This is a genomic window from Acinetobacter sp. YH16056_T, from assembly GCF_024605895.1.
Lineage (GTDB): Bacteria > Pseudomonadota > Gammaproteobacteria > Pseudomonadales > Moraxellaceae > Acinetobacter > Acinetobacter amyesii.
On record NZ_CP094545.1, the window covers coordinates 1,875,053 to 1,892,473 of the forward strand.

The 17,421-nt window shown below is 39.6% G+C and carries 20 protein-coding genes and 1 riboswitch; of the genes, 11 read left to right on the forward strand and 9 right to left on the reverse strand.

Annotated elements, in window-relative coordinates:
* The first annotated feature begins 46 nt into the window (after nucleotides 1-46).
* Both MST17_RS09255 and MST17_RS09260 read left to right on the forward strand, forming a co-directional pair.
* Nucleotides 47-697 carry a 1-acyl-sn-glycerol-3-phosphate acyltransferase gene (locus tag MST17_RS09255; protein WP_180026303.1) on the forward strand — a complete coding sequence of 217 codons (651 nt, stop codon included), beginning with the start codon at nucleotides 47-49 and terminating at the stop codon, nucleotides 695-697.
* Nucleotides 697-1,641, forward strand: a complete 945-nt coding sequence (locus MST17_RS09260) for a phosphatidate cytidylyltransferase (RefSeq protein ID WP_078191012.1) — start codon at nucleotides 697-699, stop codon at nucleotides 1,639-1,641. The genes MST17_RS09255 and MST17_RS09260 overlap by 1 nt, the downstream gene beginning before the upstream one ends.
* A gap of 460 nt (nucleotides 1,642-2,101) precedes the next feature.
* On the opposite strand, the gene MST17_RS09265 is transcribed toward MST17_RS09260, so the two are convergent.
* Nucleotides 2,102-3,307: an alkane 1-monooxygenase gene (locus tag MST17_RS09265; RefSeq protein WP_180026290.1), complete on the reverse strand. Its 1,206-nt coding sequence runs from the start codon at nucleotides 3,305-3,307 to the stop codon at nucleotides 2,102-2,104.
* A 181-nt stretch (nucleotides 3,308-3,488) separates the two neighbouring features.
* Here MST17_RS09265 and MST17_RS09270 point away from each other — a divergent pair, with 181 nt between their 5' ends.
* Nucleotides 3,489-4,439 carry an AraC family transcriptional regulator gene (locus tag MST17_RS09270; RefSeq protein WP_180026291.1) on the forward strand — a complete coding sequence of 317 codons (951 nt, stop codon included), beginning with the start codon at nucleotides 3,489-3,491 and terminating at the stop codon, nucleotides 4,437-4,439.
* A 4-nt stretch (nucleotides 4,440-4,443) separates the two neighbouring features.
* Here MST17_RS09270 and lpxB read toward each other — a convergent pair whose 3' ends face one another.
* On the reverse strand, nucleotides 4,444-5,616 hold the full coding sequence (gene lpxB, locus MST17_RS09275; protein WP_180026292.1) for a lipid-A-disaccharide synthase: 1,173 nt from the start codon (nucleotides 5,614-5,616) through the stop codon (nucleotides 4,444-4,446).
* A 106-nt stretch (nucleotides 5,617-5,722) separates the two neighbouring features.
* A complete protein-coding gene (locus tag MST17_RS09280; protein ID WP_180009501.1) occupies nucleotides 5,723-5,983 on the reverse strand; it encodes a helix-turn-helix domain-containing protein in 261 nt (86 codons plus the stop codon).
* Nucleotides 5,984-6,370: 387 nt separating this feature from the next.
* Between MST17_RS09280 and MST17_RS09285 the strand changes: the two genes are divergently transcribed.
* The 3 genes from MST17_RS09285 to MST17_RS09295 all read left to right on the forward strand — a co-directional run bounded on the left by MST17_RS09285 (nucleotide 6,371) and on the right by MST17_RS09295 (nucleotide 9,068).
* Complete coding sequence (locus MST17_RS09285) at nucleotides 6,371-7,267, forward strand: sulfite exporter TauE/SafE family protein (protein WP_078193863.1); 897 nt, start codon at nucleotides 6,371-6,373, stop codon at nucleotides 7,265-7,267.
* Between the two features lie 127 nt (nucleotides 7,268-7,394).
* Nucleotides 7,395-8,486: a 3-deoxy-7-phosphoheptulonate synthase gene (locus MST17_RS09290; RefSeq protein ID WP_143221612.1), complete on the forward strand. Its 1,092-nt coding sequence runs from the start codon at nucleotides 7,395-7,397 to the stop codon at nucleotides 8,484-8,486.
* A gap of 57 nt (nucleotides 8,487-8,543) precedes the next feature.
* On the forward strand, nucleotides 8,544-9,068 hold the full coding sequence (locus MST17_RS09295; protein WP_180026293.1) for a protein tyrosine phosphatase family protein: 525 nt from the start codon (nucleotides 8,544-8,546) through the stop codon (nucleotides 9,066-9,068).
* Here MST17_RS09295 and ispF read toward each other — a convergent pair.
* Complete coding sequence (ispF, locus tag MST17_RS09300) at nucleotides 9,056-9,544, reverse strand: 2-C-methyl-D-erythritol 2,4-cyclodiphosphate synthase (protein WP_078193864.1); 489 nt, start codon at nucleotides 9,542-9,544, stop codon at nucleotides 9,056-9,058. The two genes, MST17_RS09295 and ispF, sit on opposite strands and share 13 nt — an antisense overlap.
* 100 nt (nucleotides 9,545-9,644) lie before the next feature.
* Between ispF and MST17_RS09305 the strand changes: the two genes are divergently transcribed.
* Nucleotides 9,645-10,295 (forward strand): hypothetical protein, encoded by a 651-nt coding sequence (locus tag MST17_RS09305; protein WP_180003787.1) that lies wholly within the window; start codon nucleotides 9,645-9,647, stop codon nucleotides 10,293-10,295.
* Nucleotides 10,296-10,371: 76 nt separating this feature from the next.
* Here MST17_RS09305 and MST17_RS09310 read toward each other — a convergent pair whose 3' ends face one another.
* Nucleotides 10,372-11,613 (reverse strand): D-amino acid dehydrogenase, encoded by a 1,242-nt coding sequence (locus MST17_RS09310; protein ID WP_180026294.1) that lies wholly within the window; start codon nucleotides 11,611-11,613, stop codon nucleotides 10,372-10,374.
* A 133-nt stretch (nucleotides 11,614-11,746) separates the two neighbouring features.
* A riboswitch (glycine riboswitch) is annotated at nucleotides 11,747-11,837 on the reverse strand.
* 231 nt (nucleotides 11,838-12,068) lie between these two features.
* Here MST17_RS09310 and MST17_RS09315 point away from each other — a divergent pair.
* The 3 genes from MST17_RS09315 (at nucleotide 12,069) to MST17_RS09325 (ending at nucleotide 13,540) form a co-directional block, all read left to right on the forward strand.
* Complete coding sequence (locus MST17_RS09315; RefSeq protein ID WP_180005657.1) at nucleotides 12,069-12,842, forward strand: hypothetical protein; 774 nt, start codon at nucleotides 12,069-12,071, stop codon at nucleotides 12,840-12,842.
* A 163-nt stretch (nucleotides 12,843-13,005) separates the two neighbouring features.
* Nucleotides 13,006-13,200 carry a hypothetical protein gene (locus MST17_RS09320; protein WP_180005656.1) on the forward strand — a complete coding sequence of 65 codons (195 nt, stop codon included), beginning with the start codon at nucleotides 13,006-13,008 and terminating at the stop codon, nucleotides 13,198-13,200.
* 76 nt (nucleotides 13,201-13,276) lie between these two features.
* Nucleotides 13,277-13,540, forward strand: a complete 264-nt coding sequence (locus MST17_RS09325) for a hypothetical protein (RefSeq protein ID WP_252725827.1) — start codon at nucleotides 13,277-13,279, stop codon at nucleotides 13,538-13,540.
* Between the two features lie 102 nt (nucleotides 13,541-13,642).
* On the opposite strand, the gene MST17_RS09330 is transcribed toward MST17_RS09325, so the two are convergent.
* The 4 genes from MST17_RS09330 to prmB form a co-directional block, all read right to left on the reverse strand.
* The gene (locus tag MST17_RS09330) at nucleotides 13,643-13,855 is read right to left on the reverse strand and encodes a hypothetical protein (RefSeq protein ID WP_180026295.1); all 213 of its coding nucleotides are present in this window, start codon (nucleotides 13,853-13,855) and stop codon (nucleotides 13,643-13,645) included.
* Nucleotides 13,821-14,159, reverse strand: a complete 339-nt coding sequence (locus MST17_RS09335) for a GNAT family N-acetyltransferase (RefSeq protein WP_180026296.1) — start codon at nucleotides 14,157-14,159, stop codon at nucleotides 13,821-13,823. Before MST17_RS09335 ends, MST17_RS09330 begins: the two co-directional genes overlap by 35 nt.
* A 408-nt stretch (nucleotides 14,160-14,567) precedes the next feature.
* Nucleotides 14,568-15,662, reverse strand: coding sequence for a chorismate synthase (gene aroC, locus MST17_RS09340; RefSeq protein ID WP_168378684.1), 1,095 nt, complete (start codon nucleotides 15,660-15,662; stop codon nucleotides 14,568-14,570).
* 13 nt (nucleotides 15,663-15,675) lie between these two features.
* Nucleotides 15,676-16,686: a 50S ribosomal protein L3 N(5)-glutamine methyltransferase gene (gene prmB, locus MST17_RS09345; RefSeq protein ID WP_078193871.1), complete on the reverse strand. Its 1,011-nt coding sequence runs from the start codon at nucleotides 16,684-16,686 to the stop codon at nucleotides 15,676-15,678.
* 309 nt (nucleotides 16,687-16,995) lie between these two features.
* Between prmB and MST17_RS09350 the strand changes: the two genes are divergently transcribed.
* Nucleotides 16,996-17,301 (forward strand): hypothetical protein, encoded by a 306-nt coding sequence (locus tag MST17_RS09350; protein WP_078191029.1) that lies wholly within the window; start codon nucleotides 16,996-16,998, stop codon nucleotides 17,299-17,301.
* Nucleotides 17,302-17,421: the final 120 nt, after the last annotated feature.

Genomic DNA, 17,421 nt, shown 5'->3' on the forward strand with positions numbered 1-17,421 from the left:
AACCATGCCAAATCCATTAGACACTTCAGGGAATGCTCACTCACCAATGAAAGGTAATTTTTTAAGCCGTTCAATTGCTCGCTATATTGCCTTTCTCACTCGTCGTGGTGCGCGGCTGCTCACGGGTGCGCGGAGTCTCTGGGTCGGGTGCAAACCGGTTATGAAACAGCGTATTTATTATGCAAATCATAATAGCCATATCGACTTTATTTTACTTTGGTCATCACTGCCGACAGATCTCAGACGGAGGACCCGTCCTGTAGCGGCTTCGGATTATTGGTTAAAAGATGGCTTTCGACGTTTTCTCATTCAAGACACGTTTACTGGCGTCACTATTCAGCGAAATCGAGAGCAAAATCAAGACCCCTTAGAACCGATCAAAACCGTATTAGCTCAAGGTGACTCGATTATTTTCTTTCCTGAGGGTACTCGAAATTTAAATGATGACGTTGAATTATTAGCCTTTAAAAGCGGCTTATTTCATCTCAAAAATCAATTTCCTGATGTTGAAATCGTACCGGTATGGATCTCTAATTTAAAACGTGTCATGCCTAAAGGCGCGCTTATACCATTGCCATTATTATCTACCGTTATTTTTGGTAAGCCTTTAGAAGTTCATAATGAACAGAGTAAATCCGCGTTTTTAAACTACGCTCAAGAAGAACTACTCAAATTAAAAGCATTGGAGTATCAATAATGGAATTCACCAATGCGCAAATGACCTATGTATTGTTTGGTATCTTTGCGGTTATTTTGATTATTGCCTCAACCATTGGCTCAATACTAAAATTTAAAGCGGGTTATGCGCCGGCACCGGTCATCGACAATTTAAATGCGCGGATCAATGCATGGTGGGTCATGTTGTTGGTACTTGGTGTAGCAATTTCATTAGGCAAAATTGCCTTTGTGATCCTGTTTGCGTTGATTTCACTCTTTGCTTTACGTGAATTTATCAGCTTACTTCCAACCCGTCGCGGTGATTATCTTCCTTTATTGATCGCTTTTTATTTTGTCATCCCTTACCAGTATTACTTGGTGTATATCGACTGGTACGGGCTATATTCGATTTTTATTCCGCTGTATGTATTTCTTCTTATCCCTATCGCTACACTCAAAGCCGAAGATACCACGCGATTTTTAGAGCGCAGTTCAAAAATTCAATGGGGTCTGATGATCAGCGTATTCTGTATTTCGCATGTGCCTGCGCTATTAAACCTCAAACTTCCCGGATTTGAGGGTGAAAAAATTTGGCTAGCAATCTGGCTGATCATGGTGGTACAAGCCTCCGATGTCTTGCAATATGTCTGTGGCAAGCTATTTGGAAAGCACAAAGTCGCACCGATACTTTCACCATCTAAGACCGTAGAAGGATTAATCGGAGGCATTGCTTTAGCCACTGCATTAGGTGTTGCTATGTCATGGCTTACACCCTTTAGCTATCTACAGGCTGCATGTATTGGATTTATTGTTTGCATATTTGGCTTCTTTGGTGGTCTTGTCATGTCAGCCATTAAACGCGATCGTGGTGTAAAAGACTGGGGACAACTTATCCAAGGCCATGGTGGCATGCTCGACCGAATTGATTCCATCTGCTTTTCTGCACCGATTTTTTTCCACATTTTGCGCTATTGGTGGTCTTAAGAAATGACTAAGTTTCAAACAGAAAATTTGGGATTTTAAATGATGTTACGCACGTAGAATTAATTTTACATTTTAAAAATGATTTTTAAGTCTATGCGACAGTGTCTTACATCTAAGGATTGAATAAAGGTATTAGCCTTCGGCTGGAGATACTCTTACGAAACGTTGTTTCTCATTCGGCAAAATGAGAAGCGAAGCTTCGCAAGGAAACCATCTTGCGGTGCAATGCACCTCACCGACAAAACGCGTTTACTAGCATCAAATTATTCAAAGTATCGCAGAAACATTTTTGATTACAATAAGTCTTGTCTCAAACAATTGCGGATGATGTTACCGTGTATCGTTCTTTTATTTGAATCAACGTGCGCTTCTGATGTTACTGCGTAGCATCGGTTAATAATACGCACAATAAAAAATCCCAAGCAAACAAGCTTGGGATTCTTCTTATCAGGTATTCGATTTAAACGACTGAAATTGCAAACTTTTTAAAAATACTTGCACGACGTTTAGGATGAATATTGGCTTTAGTTAAATCACCTTGATAGTGATCATAGACCCGTTTATCCATCATCTTAAACCAAATAGAGGGTACTAAAGCAGGAATTAGCATAGTGGCATAGCCGCTAGGCAACTCTGGCGCTTCATCAAAATGTCTTAATGCCTGAAATGGACGAGTCGGATATGCATGATGGTCTGAATGTCGTTGTAATTGATACAAAAATAGATTGGTCACAATATTATTATTATTCCAACTATGTTCAGGCATGGTGCGGGCATAACTTCCATCCGTTTTTTGCTCACGCTTCAGGCCATAATGTTCAATATAATTAATAATTTCAAAAAGGCTGATTCCATAAAAGGCCTGTGTCACTAAATACGGTGTCACGCCTTTACCAAACTTTTTCAGCATCGCGGCATGAAAACCTGCACTCATCGCCCAACCATGAAACAGTTCATTCTCCTTCGAAAAGAAACTTAAACCTTTACGTTTTAAGCGTTGTTTCTCAATCTGCACCGCCGATTTAATTCCACCAAATACAGTGCGTGGCCAAAACTCATAAAAAGTTTCGCCCATTTTTGAAGATGCAGGATCTTCAGGCGTTGCCGCACGTTTATGGTGTCCATAAGGATGTTCAATGCGGAAATGGCTATAACCCAAAGGTGCGAGCGTCGCATGTGCCCAATAATGGTCTTTTTTATGAGGTCGATGGCAGAGTTCATGTGCTGTATTTACACCGACGCCATTGATGGCACCCATCGAAATCCCAAGTAGAACTTGATCTAATAATGAAACATCTTTACGGGTAACCACATAGCCAGCAAAAGCATTCGCTGCCATTTGCAGTGGAATAAATAATTTGACGATACGATCATAATAAGGATCATTCACTAAAACTTTGATGTCATCATCTGTCGGGTTATTGGCATCATCACCGATCAGTGCATCCAGTGCAGGAATAATGACATGCAGTAGAAGCGGCCCGCCCATGGCAAATAGTTTTTTTGTCGGTTTGGGACCAAAATGATAACCCGCCAAGATCCCCATACCAATGACTGGTAAACCTGGACTCAATAGCCAACCATAACGTTTTTTATCTAAAACACTCCAGATTTTGCTTTCTAACTGAGCGAGCTGCTGTTCATTTAATTTTACTGGTGCATTCATGCGCTAGACTTCCCTAATTACTTCTTCTGTGTTTATATTCGTAAAATATGGGCAGCCAGAACAGTTTTAAGCGTCCAAAAAAACTATGTGATCGTCTTTGGCATTTAAGGATAAATGTTGACCTTTAAGCACATAGTGACCATCTATAAATACAAAATTAATATGAGTAAATATTTGAAATATGGATGCTTTAAGTAAAATTTTTGATGATATTCATCTCCACCGATCTGAATATATTTATTTGAGATCAAAGCATCCTTGGGCTTTTCATTTTCAAGATCACAATGCCATGGTTGCGTATGTGGTGATTCAAGGTCAGTGTGTTGTGCATATCGATCAAGAGCAGGTCTTACTTGAAGCTGGCGATCTTTGCCTTATTCCCTCAGGGCAAAACCACCACTGCAAATCTATACAGTCTGATGTCTTGGTCGAATCAGTGAACATCACGCCACTGTTTCAAGAGCAACGAAATAAAACCATTGAATTAAATTCTACCGAATCTCATGAAGCAGAAGAATTATTTGTACTAGCGATCCGTGGACATGTCGACAGCATTATGGCAAAGCCTTTAGTGAATGCCCTCCCCACGCTGTTACATACACCACATATCATGAGCAGTACCGCACCGGAATGGTTGCAAATTGGCTTACATTTTCTGGCCGTTGAAGCGCATCAGATCCGTCCAGGCCGTGACAAAATTTTGGATCATTTGGTGAGTATTTTATTTATCGAATGTGTGCGTGATTATATTGCAGCCTTGTCAGATTCAAGCAGTTGGTTGCATGCCTTGAGTCATCCTGAATTATCCAACGCTTTGGCCGCGATTCATGAACAACCGCAGCATGCTTGGACCGTCGAAAGTTTGGCAGAACAATGTTGTATGTCGCGTTCTAAATTTGCCAGTTTATTTACTCAAATGCTCGGTGAATCACCACTCGCCTATTTGCAGCAACATCGTTTGCGACTGGCAACACAGCACTTACAAATGGGGCAACTCACTATTCAGCAAATTGCCCATCGTATAGGTTACTCATCTGAAACGGCATTTAGCCAAACTTTTAAAAAGTTTTATGATCTCACACCGAGCCAGTATCGACAGCAGCATCAGCTCGCAAAAACTGAGTCATCTTAAAGGTTTAATCTAAAAGCTTTAAAATCGCTTCCACAGGGTTTTCACTGTTACCTGAAAGCAGTTGTTTATGCATGGTGATGTGCTGCATCACTTGAATTTGCGATTTTTCAACATCCATCAAGCTTTCAATTTCTGCTGCTAATTTTTCAGGTGTTGCATCATGTTGAATAAGTTCCTGAATCACCTTTTTGCCCGCAATAATATTTGGCAATGAATAATACGGAATTTTGATCAGCAATTTCACCACATGGTAGGTCAGCCAATTTAACTTATAAAAAGTCACCATTGGACGATGTAAAAGCATCGCTTCTAAAGTCGCTGTACCCGAAGCCAAAGCGACAATATTCGATGCGTTCATCACCTGACGGCCAATTTTAGATTCAGTATCGGTGTTTTCCATCAAGCGAACTTTGGCTTGTAATGCTTCAGGATACTGCTTGAGCAACAATTCGATTTGCTGTTTACGTGCATCATTGATTGCAGGAATCAGGAACACATAGTCTGGATGCTGCTCCGTCAATATCTGTGCGGCAGACAGTACCAAAGGCCCCAAACGCTCAATTTCACCGCGACGGCTGCCCGGAAGTAATGCAATATGTTTTTGATGCTCATCTAAGCCTAACTCGTGTTTAGCCGCAACAAGTGGATTATCTAAAGGCAACTGACTTGCCAATGGGTGTCCGACAAATGCAGCCGGAACTTGCCATTTTTGGAAAAACGCTTTTTCAAATGGAAATAAGCAAAGGACTAAATCAATACTTGCTTTAATGCCATGTACACGGCCTTGTCGCCATGCCCACACAGAAGGGCTGACATATTGCACTGTTTTAATTGGTAGCTGTTTTTGCTTTAAGCTCTTAGACAAACGCAAATTAAAATCCGGCGCATCAATCCCCACAAAAACATCGACAGGATTTTCAGTCCATTTTTCAACCAGACCATCGCGTACAGCAAAGAGTTTTTTAATATCTTTTAAGACCTCAACAATCCCCATTACCGATAAAATATCCATCGGATAATAGCTATTAAAACCTTCTGCAATCATTTGCGGACCGCCGATGCCTTCAAATTCCGCATCAATCCCTTGCTCTCGAAAACTGCGGATAAGCTTGGCGCCTAATGTATCCCCGGATACTTCCCCAACCACGATGCCAATTTTCAGTTTCCGATTTTGCAAAAGTCTGTCCTTTTAACTCAATGTTCTTTAGCTATAGATTCTATACGAGTCCTTCACAAAGTTAATAGATTTCCAAAAAAAAGCTGCACGTCTTTAATTCAACATTTTAGGAATATTCATCACTGCTATTTAGCTGCTGATTAAAATTTTTCCGCCAATGGTTCGGATTTGTACCGTATTTATTCTTAAACAATTTACGAAATAGCACTGCGGTATTAAAACCTGCGCTTTCCGCAATTTTATCAATCGAATAATCTGTCACTTCAAGCAATTCAGCCGCATATCGCAGTCTTTCATTGTTTAACCAAGTGACAATAGGTAGTCCTGTCGCATGTTTAAAATGTCTGGTCAGTGTCCTTCTACTCATATTGGAATAATGGCGAAACCTTATCTTTTTAAGGAGTATAGATTTTGCAGGAATGGACTTTAAGTTCACAGTCGCATATATCGATAAATAACTAATTAAAGACTAGGAAAATAAACCTACGGTGCGTTTTTTGGTATTAGAGATGCATTTCAGATAGTCATCACCTTATATTCTAAATACATGATTTCACTGCAGCATAATCTCCATTTGAGCTATCAACCACTTGCAAAAACTACAATCAATAACTTAGCTTATTTAAAATCCATTATTTTCCAAATTAAAACCACTCTTTATCTATTTTTTTCACAAGCAAATCACTAATCGAGACAACGACTTATATCAATTAGTCATAAGATATGCACGTTTTTTGATATTTGGCATTCAGCGATGGTCGGTCCTTTAGAGTTCATTCTGGCAGGTGTAATTGTAGGTTTCTGCGTAGGTATTACCGGCGTTGGCGGTGGTTCATTGATGACCCCGATCCTGATCAGCCTGTATAAAATTGAACCCCATATTGCGATCGGCACAGACCTACTATATGCCGCAATTTCAAAATTTTGTGGTTCTTTAGTTCATGCACGTAAAATGAATATTGTATGGACCATTGTTATTTGGCTTGCAGTCGGCAGTATCCCTGCGTCTTTTGCGACCCATTGGGTACTGGAAAACTATCTGAGCCAATCGACACATTACAAAACGGTATTAACCATGTTTTTGGGTTTTATGCTGACGATTACTGGGATCTCAATTATTTTCCGTGGTCATATCGAAAAATTCTTTAATAAATTTCGAAAAACTGATCAGTTGGATGATATGAGTGCGGATCTTGAACGTATCAATTTCCAAGCTAAAAATAAGCGTGCATATATCATCATCATGGGGATTATTTTAGGCGTATTCGTTACCCTATCGTCTGTTGGTGCAGGTGCCTTCGGTATTATGGCTTTGGTGCTTATGTTCCCGAACTTACCGATGATTCGTATTATTGGTTCTGATGTGGTACATGCCGTGCTTCTTACACTGGTTGCAGGCTTGGGTCATATGAGCTCAGGTAATGTCGATTTTCATTTATTGGGTTGGTTATTGGTGGGTTCTATTCCAGCGATTGTTGTCGGAACTTTGATCAGCTCACGTTTACCAGAAAAAGTGATTCGTAAAGTCTTAGGCATTACCTTGTTTGTTTTAGGCATGAATTTCATCATTAATCCAGTAAAATCAAAACCTGTTGAAAAACCAACAACTGCAATGTTGATCGCACCGACGGTGAATAGTCAGCAGGTTTAAATTAACTGCCCGATTCATCACTTTTTTTTCAGAGACTTATTGATCTTTTTTATAACATTTGCATGCTATATTCATGTTATATTCGGCTCACGAAACAACCTTTTGTATAATCAAACCAGTGACGGCAATGAATACTTTACAGTCAAATTCTATTACCCAAAACGACATTGATGACGTGAATGTAAAAAGCATTCAGCCTCTTGTTACTCCTGCAGAACTAAAAAAAGAGCTACCTCTGACTGAAACTGCCTATCAAACAGTCCTTAAGGGCCGTGAAACTGTACGTAATATTTTAGATGGAAATGACAAACGTCTTTTTGTTGTCATTGGTCCATGTTCAATTCACGACACAGTCGCTGCACATGATTATGCTGACCGTTTAAAAGTTTTAAGTGACAAAATCCAAGATACGATTTATGTCGTGATGCGTGTGTATTTTGAAAAACCACGTACCACTGTGGGTTGGAAAGGTCTAATTAATGACCCAGACATGAACGACTCTTTCAACATCGAAAAAGGCTTACGTATTGGTCGTAAACTTTTACTTGAATTGAATGAAAAAGGTTTGCCTTGTGCAACTGAAGCGCTCGATCCAAACTCACCACAGTACTACCAAGATCTTATTTCTTGGTCAGCGATTGGTGCGCGTACCACTGAAAGCCAAACACATCGTGAAATGTCTTCTGGCCTTTCTTCACCAGTTGGCTTTAAAAATGGTACAGATGGCGGTTTAACCGTTGCGACCAATGCCATGCAATCTGTTAAACATGGTCATAGCTTCTTGGGCTTAAGCGACCAAGGTCAAGTTTCAGTTATTCGTACCAGTGGTAACCCTTATGCACACGTTGTACTTCGTGGCGGTAACGGTAAACCAAACTACGACGCAGGTTCTGTTGCAGATGCCGAAGCGGCATTAGCCAAAGCAAAAGTTAGTGGCAAAATCATGATTGATACCAGTCATGCAAACTCAAACAAAGACCCGTACCTACAACCCCTTGTTCTGAAAAATATTACTGAACAAATCCTTGACGGAAACAAGTCAATCGTGGGTATTATGGTAGAAAGTCACTTAAAAGGTGGTCGTCAGGATATTCCTGCCAACCTCTGTGACCTCGAATATGGTAAATCAGTGACTGATGGCTGTATCGATTGGGATACGACTGAAAAAGTCTTGTTAGAGATGCATGAAGCACTTAAAGACGTGTTACCGACACGCTAAGTGAATGAAAAACGCCATCTTCAAGATGGCGTTTTACTTTGAAGGATTATTTGTCAGATGAATGAAATCGAAAATGCGTTAAGTCACATTGAAAACTTCCAATATATACATGAACACTTATTAACGTCAGGACAACCATCTCCTTCTGAGCTTCAAACGATTAAAGAATATGGTGTTTCAACAGTTATCAATTTAGCCTTGACCGATGCATCCAATCATATCGAGCATGAAGACCGCATTTGCCTAGATCTAGGCCTGAACTACATCCAAGTTCCGATCTCTTGGGATACCCCTTCAGATGACCAATGCCTATTAGTACTCGATATGATTGACCATTTGGTTCAAGGTCAAACGGTTTGGCTACACTGTGCGAAAAACTTCCGTGTCAGCAGTTTGATGTATTTATATCGTCAATACTATATGGATGTTGATATGCCAAAGGCTCAAGAGTTGATGCATCAAATTTGGAAACCCAATGAAACATGGACAGGTTTAATCCATGCGGTTGCCTTACAACTTCAAGGCCGTAAAGCAACTCAAGATTTACAACATGCACTGATCCATCCAGATCATTTTGCGTGAGAAATCAGTACAGTTGCGGTAGAAAGAATTCCTTCTTGGCGACCAGTAAACCCTAATTTTTCGGTGGTGGTCGCTTTGATGCTAATTTGTGTAACTTCAACATCCATAACATTTGCGATACTTTGACGCATTTCTAAATTATGTTTTGCTAGTTTAGGGCGCTCACAAGCCACGGTAATATCAGCATTATTAAGTACATATCCACGATCTAAAATCATTTGGTAGACGTGTTTTAAAAGTACTCGACTATCGGCACCTTTAAATTTTGGATCTGTATCTGGAAAATGCTGACCAATATCTCCAAGTGCCAAAGCTCCTAATAATGCATCACAAAGCGCATGCAATACCACATCACCATCTGAATGTGCTTTGAGTCCATGTGTGTGTGGAATTTGAACACCAGCAAGCGTTACAAAATCACCTTCTTCAAATGCATGCACATCCATGCCCTGACCGATACGAATTTGAGCTATCATGCTTGAGTTCCTTGAGAAAATAATGATTGAAATCTTGTATTCACGCTTTCTATTTCGCTATAGTGTGGGCAAGCGCAACATAGTGAAAGTATAAGCGATCATGCTGTTGAAAACTGAAATAAATATCATTAAAAAATTCGGACTGGTTCTGCTAATAGGTTCTGGCCTAGCGACGTTTACGCATGCAGAAAAGATAGACTGTGATCATGCCAATACTCATGCAAAAAAAAATTACTGTTCTAACGGTTTTGAAGAACAACGTGAAAAGCTAGATGGGCTTTTTTTAACAGCGCAGTTGATTACCGATGCCCCAATACGCTTGCTGATAGATACGCAAAAATTATGGTACAGCCGAGTTCAGCAATGCAAAAACTTGGAGTGTTTTAAACAACAATTCGAGCTTCGCTATGAAGATTTGAATATTTATACCTCAATGAACCAAAGTTTAACGCAGCATTATCTTAAATTTGAAAATGGCCATTTTGCGACATCACCTGTACATTTAAAAGTGCATCAACTGGGCAAAGACAGCATCAAAATCGAAGGCATTGCCTATCGTAATCCGAACAATCGAGTTGAAACACAAACCATTCCATTTTTAGCTTACACAACACCCGAACAAAAAAATCAAATCACCGATAATGAACACGACTGCAAATATCAGTTCAATTACAGTAAGGCCTTACTCTCAGTAAAAACCGAACAAAAAGGCTGTGAACGTTTTGCAGGGATTTATCGTTTATATGATTAAGATCAAATTCGAATGACTTAGAAAAATACAAAAAAGCCTCAACATTGAGGCTTTTTTGATGTCTACAATATGTCAGTTAAATCGGATGTGTTTGCTGCACTTGCTGGCTGATCATTGCAGCTGTTGCCGCAGATAAAGTCCATCCAAGGTGACCATGCCCTGTATTATAGAAAATATGATCTCGCTTACTTGCATGCACTACTGGCATCATATTGGGCATCATTGGTCGTAAACCCGCCCACGGCACCACATGTTCTGTTGATAGATTAAAATTACGATTCGACCAATCAATTAAAGGCTGAATGCGATCGGCACGAATATCTCGGTTATAGCCATTAAACTCTGCCGTACCTGCAACACGGAGTCGATTTGCACCTAAGCGTGAAGTCACAATTTTGGCACTTTCATCCAACAGACTTACCCAAGGCGCATTGGCCTGACTTTGTTCATCATTTAAATTAATGGTGATTGAATATCCTTTGACTGGATACACATTTACGCGATCACCGAGTTTATGTGCAAGTTCATAACTACCTACGCCACCACAGACCACTACAGCATCTGCCTCAAGTATGCTATCTGCATCAGGATTTTCCATATTTTCATCACTGGCTTTTAATCGAACATTGACACCTTTTGTATGATGCTCAAAGTCAGTCACCTCAAAACCCCACATATATTTCACATCAAAGCGTTCCGTTGCTTTGGCAAGCTGCGTTGTAAATTTATGGATATCTCCAGTGGCATCACCCGGACAATAAAAGCCTCCATAGTATTCACCTGTCAGACTAGGCTCAATGTCACGGATTTCAGCTAATGTCACAGGATGACGCTCTAAACCACCTTCACAGAGCATATTATTAACTTGAGTCGCCACCTCATAATCATGTTGATTATGAAAGAAATGTAAAATGCCGCGTTTTTCTAAATCAAACTGCAAGTTTTCATGCTCAGCAATTTCAAATAAACGCTGACGTGCCATCAATGCAAGACGGACGGTCTCGTGAGTATTTTCACGGTAATCTTTAATATGCCCCATAAACTCAAAGAGCCATGAATATTTGTGTAGATTAAAACTTGGATTTAATAATAATGGCGCGGTTTTTTGTGACATCCATTTGATGCCTTTCACTACCGTTGCTTTTTGGTTCCAGACTTCAGCATTACACGCTGATAATTGTCCACCATTGGCAAACGACGTTTCCATCGCAGGATAAAGATGTTTATCGACCACAGTGACACGATAACCGAGTAATCCGAGTTCGTAAGCTGTCGTTACCCCAGTAATACCTGCACCAATCACAACAATATGACACATATAGGCTCCTTGGAAATTATATTTCCTATGTTCGCCCCATCTGTCATTGTTACCTGAGAGCTTTGGTTCCTTGCGAAGCAATGTGAACCTTCCCCTTCGGTGAGTAGGTCTAGCCTACTTCTCTCCAGATTTTTATATGATTACAGTCCTTTTGCCTGAGAGTTTCCTGGGGGAACTTGCTCCTTCGGCGAGCACGATCTGTGCTTCTCTCCTGCAATCATCCATTCGTTTTTTTATTCGGCATTCATCTTGGTATTGCCTTAGTTAGATATGAGCAATATTTGTACCAAATCTCAAGTCCTATTTGGGTCAATATTGTTAAATAATATTTTTATATCGATTTAAGTTATTAGGTTATAAATTTAAAATCAATTTTTTTATACCTAAATACTTCATCTTTAAAATAAAGGTTTAAAATACTGAATGAAATTTATATCTAGAAAGATTGAAGTTTTATGTCGGATTCTACCCTTTTCTCTTGCTTTGCATCTGTGATCAAAACACATTCTATTGAAGAATTAACTCAAAGTGATTTACTCCGTCTTAAAACTCTGGGAACTATTCAAAGCTTTTATGCACCATTCGAGGCCATAAATCATGATGCAAAAGTGGTCATCGTCGGCATCTGCCCAGGCCAACAACAATGGCGTAATGCATTAATTGCAGCGAAGGACGGCGTAGAGCAGCAATTATCTGAGGAAAACATACTTAAACTTGCCAAGAATAGTGGTGCTTTTAGTGGTCCTATTCGTAAAAATTTAACTCAACTGCTAGATCATATTGGATTACAGAATCAATTAGGCATACAGACCACTGCAGAGCTATTTAGCAATCATCAAGATATGGTGCAAATGTGTTCGGTTTTACAGCAATGTATTTTGGTCAATGGAAAAAATTATGCAGGCTCAACGCCCGCAATGTTGAAAAATGAATTATTAAAACAACATATTGATGATTATTTTATTCCTATGATTCAACAGCTTCCGAACGCAATTTATATTCCGCTAGGCAAAGGTGTAGATGAGGTTTTAAATTATGTAAGCAGCTTAGGCTATTTAAAAGATCAGCAGATTTTAGCAGGACTTCCCCATCCATCGGGTGCGAATGCTGAACGGATCAAATATTTTTTAGGCGAAAAACCACGTGACCAATTGTCTCGACAAACCAATCCCGAGCAGATTGATAGCGCAAAATCACAGATCTTACTTAAGTTATCTAAATTTCAATGAAATAAGATTTACATCACTTAATAATATTTTTTATTTGAATATCGACCACTTATATCAAAGCAGTGCTCAAACAAAACTAGAAAAGTGTGATGTATTTTACTTTTTTGTTTTTTCTGTGTGAATATGCGCCAAAATAAATATTGCTTATAAAAATAACGCTAACATGGAAAAACACATGAAAAATTATTTAGTTCTAGGATTTACACTCCTACTACTCACAGGTTGTATTACCGTACCTAAAAATAAACCTGAAACAAGAACCTTGAAGCTAAAAGGTGTGAATACCGTTGAAAACAGTAACGTAATCCAACGAACCATTACTCGAGGTCAATTACTGTACTGGACAAAAATGTCCTGAACTTGCAATTGATTAGCAAAAGAATAAAGGTGAGTATGCACTTTCACTGCATTCTTATGATCAACAGCAGCTTGATATGAATGAAATATCTTTTGTGATCGACGGCAAAGTATTGTCTTATCCTGCAATAGGTCAAACAAATTATCGTCGCTTAGATAATTCAAATGTGATTGATTCTTCTAATACCGTGATGATCCCAGATACTGTGCTTAAACAATTTTGTGACGCAAAAGATATTGCGGTGATTATGAATACCAACCAAGGTGAAATCGCACACTATATGCTAAAAAACCAAAAATCATCAGATGCCTACCGACTATTTTTACGTGCTTACTCTTAAGCCCAAATAGTCTAAAATCAAAATCCCAAAAGTTAGTGTATGTTTTTTGGGGATTTTTTATTCATCTCGCTTTATAAATTGATCAAATGCATCACATGGTCTTTATTTTATTCGTTTAATTAATTGTTTAATTGTCAGTTCACAAATCGGTTGACCTACCTCTAGATGAAGAGGATAGGCTTGATTTTCATCTGTAAGCTTATAGCCACGTCGTTGATAATATTTTATTAATTCTAAACGCCGATCAATCACATACATCACAAATTCTTCAACATTGGGTTCAATCAACATCGCTTGCTGTTCTGCAAATTGCAATAATTTTTTTTCCTAAGCCCTGAGCTTGCTCATTTGGATGAATTGCAAAATGACCAATTTCACAGCTCTTCCCCTGCATTTGAATACCAATACACCCCATGATCTGCGCATGTACCGACTCAATCACATATAAATGAAAATCCCTTTTTTGTAAGAGTTGACTGAGTTGAGACACATTTATTCGATTTCCTCGAACAATATGATGTTCTGTCGTCCAACTCTTGGGATGATTTTCCCGATAGGCTGTATTCATTAAGCTTTCAAGCTGCTGAATATCACCAAGTAAAGCATTTCGTATATTCATATTTTTTTGCTATTTATTTTCATAGGCCTAGTTTACCGAAATAAAAAAACCAGACAATTGTCTGGTTTTTTTATGCAATTTTCTCATCAGTGTGACTTGCTAAAGCTATTCACCAACCGCGTTCGGAACAAAGCAGCGCTTTGTTATTTATCCACTGTGACTCGCTAACGCTACTCACCAACCGCGTTCGGAACAAAGCAACGCTTTGTTATTTATACACTGTGACTTGCTAAAGCTATTCACTAACCGCGTTCGGAACAAAGCAACGCTTTGTTATTTATCCACTGTGACTCGCTAACGCTATTCACTAACCGCGTTCGGAACAAAGCAACGCTTTGTTATTTATCTACTGTGACTCGCTAACGCTACTCACCAACCGCGTTCGGAACAAAGCAGCGCTTTGTTTCCTCACTTGGGTTCAATTGGGGCAAATGGTGCGACTACATCCGCATTTTGTGCGCGGTTACGCATGAAGTGATCCATAAGCACAATTGCCAACATCGCCTCTGCAATTGGTGTCGCACGAACACCGACACAAGGATCATGGCGACCTTTGGTCAACACATCTGTATCTTCACGATTAATCGTGATGGTTTTACCCGGCGTAGTAATGGAAGCTGTTGGTTTCAAGGCGATCGCAACACGAATATCCTGACCACTCGAAATACCACCCAAAATGCCGCCTGCATGGTTTGCCAAGAAACCATCCGTAGTTAACTCATCACGGGTTTCATGACCAAACTGCTCAGCAACGCCAAAGCCATCACCAATTTCCACACCTTTTACAGCATTGATGGACATCATGGCATGTGCAATATCTGCATCTAAACGATCAAATACAGGCTCGCCCCAACCGACTGGCACTTGCGTCGCAATAATTTCCAGTTTGGCGCCACAGCTCGTTCCTTGTTCACGAAGTGACGTTACGAGAGCTTCGAAACGTGGGACGGCATCTGCATCACCACAGAAAAATGGGTTATTCGGAACTTCATTCCAGTCCAATTTCTCTGCTTTTTCGGTACCAATTTGGGTTACATGACCACGAATTTCTATGCCGAATTTCTCAAACAAGAATTTTTTAGCAATCGCACCCGCAGCAACACGCATCGCAGTTTCACGAGCACTCGAACGGCCACCACCACGGTAATCACGAAAACCATACTTATGTGTATACGTATAGTCTGCATGACCCGGACGGAAGGTTTGCGCGATGTTGCCATAATCTTTTGATTTTTGATCTGTGTTACGGATCAATAGACCAATCGATGTACCGGTTGTTTTGCCTTCAAATACGCCTGAAATAATTTCAACTTCATCGGGTTCTTTACGCTGAGTCGCAAACTTAGATGTGCCCGGCTTACGACGATCCAGATCCTTTTGCAAATCGGCTTCAGTCAGTTCAATACCCGGTGGAACCCCATCCACAATGGCCATCAAACCAACGCCATGAGATTCACCACAAGTCGTTACACGGAAGAGTTGCCCTATACTATTACCTGCCATGTCAAACGACTCCTTATGCTTGAACAGATTGAATGAATAAATCTCGGTATTCGCGGCATTGAGCAGCAGTCAATGCAAAGATACCTGTACCGCCTTTTTGGAACTGTAACCAGTAAAAATCAACGGTATTGAAGTTTTGACGCATTGCCCATTCAGAGTTACCCACTTCGATCACAATTAAGCCATCTTCAGTCAGGTAATCTGCAGCTTGTGCCAACATTTTACGTACAAGATCCAAACCATCTTGACCCGCAGCAAGCGCCATTTCAGGTTCATGGTGGAATTCTTCTGGTAAATCTGCCATGTCTTCAGCATCCACATATGGTGGATTCGACACGATCAAATCATATTGATTTTCTGCTGGAATTTTGGCAAATAAATCAGACTCGAGTAATGCCACTTGATATTGTTTATTGTGGTGTTCACAGTTAATTTGTGCCACTTCAAGTGCATCTTTAGATAAATCTGTTGCATCAACTTCAGCGTCTGGGAATGCATAAGCTAAGGCAATCGCGATACAACCCGAACCCGTACACATATCTAAAATGCGCTGAGGAGTTTTTGGATTGGCATTTTCAGGTAGATTATTAACTGCAGCACCCATCTCGCCATTTTCGCCTAAACAATAAGGTGCAAAACGGTTTTCAATTAACTCTGCAATTGGAGAACGTGGAATTAGTACACGTTCATCGACATAAAATGGCTTACCAAAGAAATATGACAAGTTTAGTAAATAAGACGTCGGAACTTTTTCATTAATACGACGTTCTAACAATGCTAAAAATTCTGCAACTTCACTTGGCAATAATTTCGCATCTAAGATTTCCGCATCTGCATTCCAATCTAGAGATAACGTTTGTAAAACCAATGCTGAGCTTTCAGCAAAATAGTCTTCTGTACCTTGTCCTAAGTGGGCATCATATTGACGTAAAGCTGTTACCCCAAAGCGGATATAATCACGAATTGTAGATAGGTTTTCAGCTGCTTCCTGTAAATGTTCAGGGCTAATAGTCGGTCGATCCACTTAAGGCGTCTCCAGTTCATAATTTTTTAAACGCCCTATGATACCTTGTTTTAATGCTATTTATAATAAAAATACGGCATTATTCACCGCTTGAAAGCATTTCATAACCGTATATATGAGGTCTGATACATTCGCTGAAATGAAATGTGTACTTTATGCCTTTCAGCATTCTATAAAATCTAATTAGATGAAAATTACGAATAAAAACCAATTCAAGCTCAATTGTTTAGCAATTTGTACTTGATCCTAAGCTTTATTTTCTTAAAATCATCCCCATACAAACAGTTAAATTTTAAATGCGGAGCTCCAATGAGCTATAAGCACAATAACCTCATGGCTATGCGTCAAAGCTATTGGGAAGACACTCAGTCTTTAAACGTGCAAACTGAAAAGGCATTTTTTCAGCAACTGCTGATCGAACATCAAGTTTTCCCTGATGCGAGTCTAGAAAACGCACGTACCCTATTTTTTAGCTTACCGAGCATTATTATTGTCAAAGGTTATGCTGCCGGATTTAAAGACGAATCTGTCCAACATCTTATTCATCAACATATTGAAGAACATAAAGCCGCATTGATGCAAAACGATACGGTAAAAATCAAATATCGTTTATAGTTTTCTTTTCCAATGTGCCTGTCTACGTGGCATCTTGCTTAAGTTTGCAAATGCTTACTGCATATTCAGTAAGTTGAACTATTTTAATACGTTAAGAAACGTTAAAATTAGCTACAATGT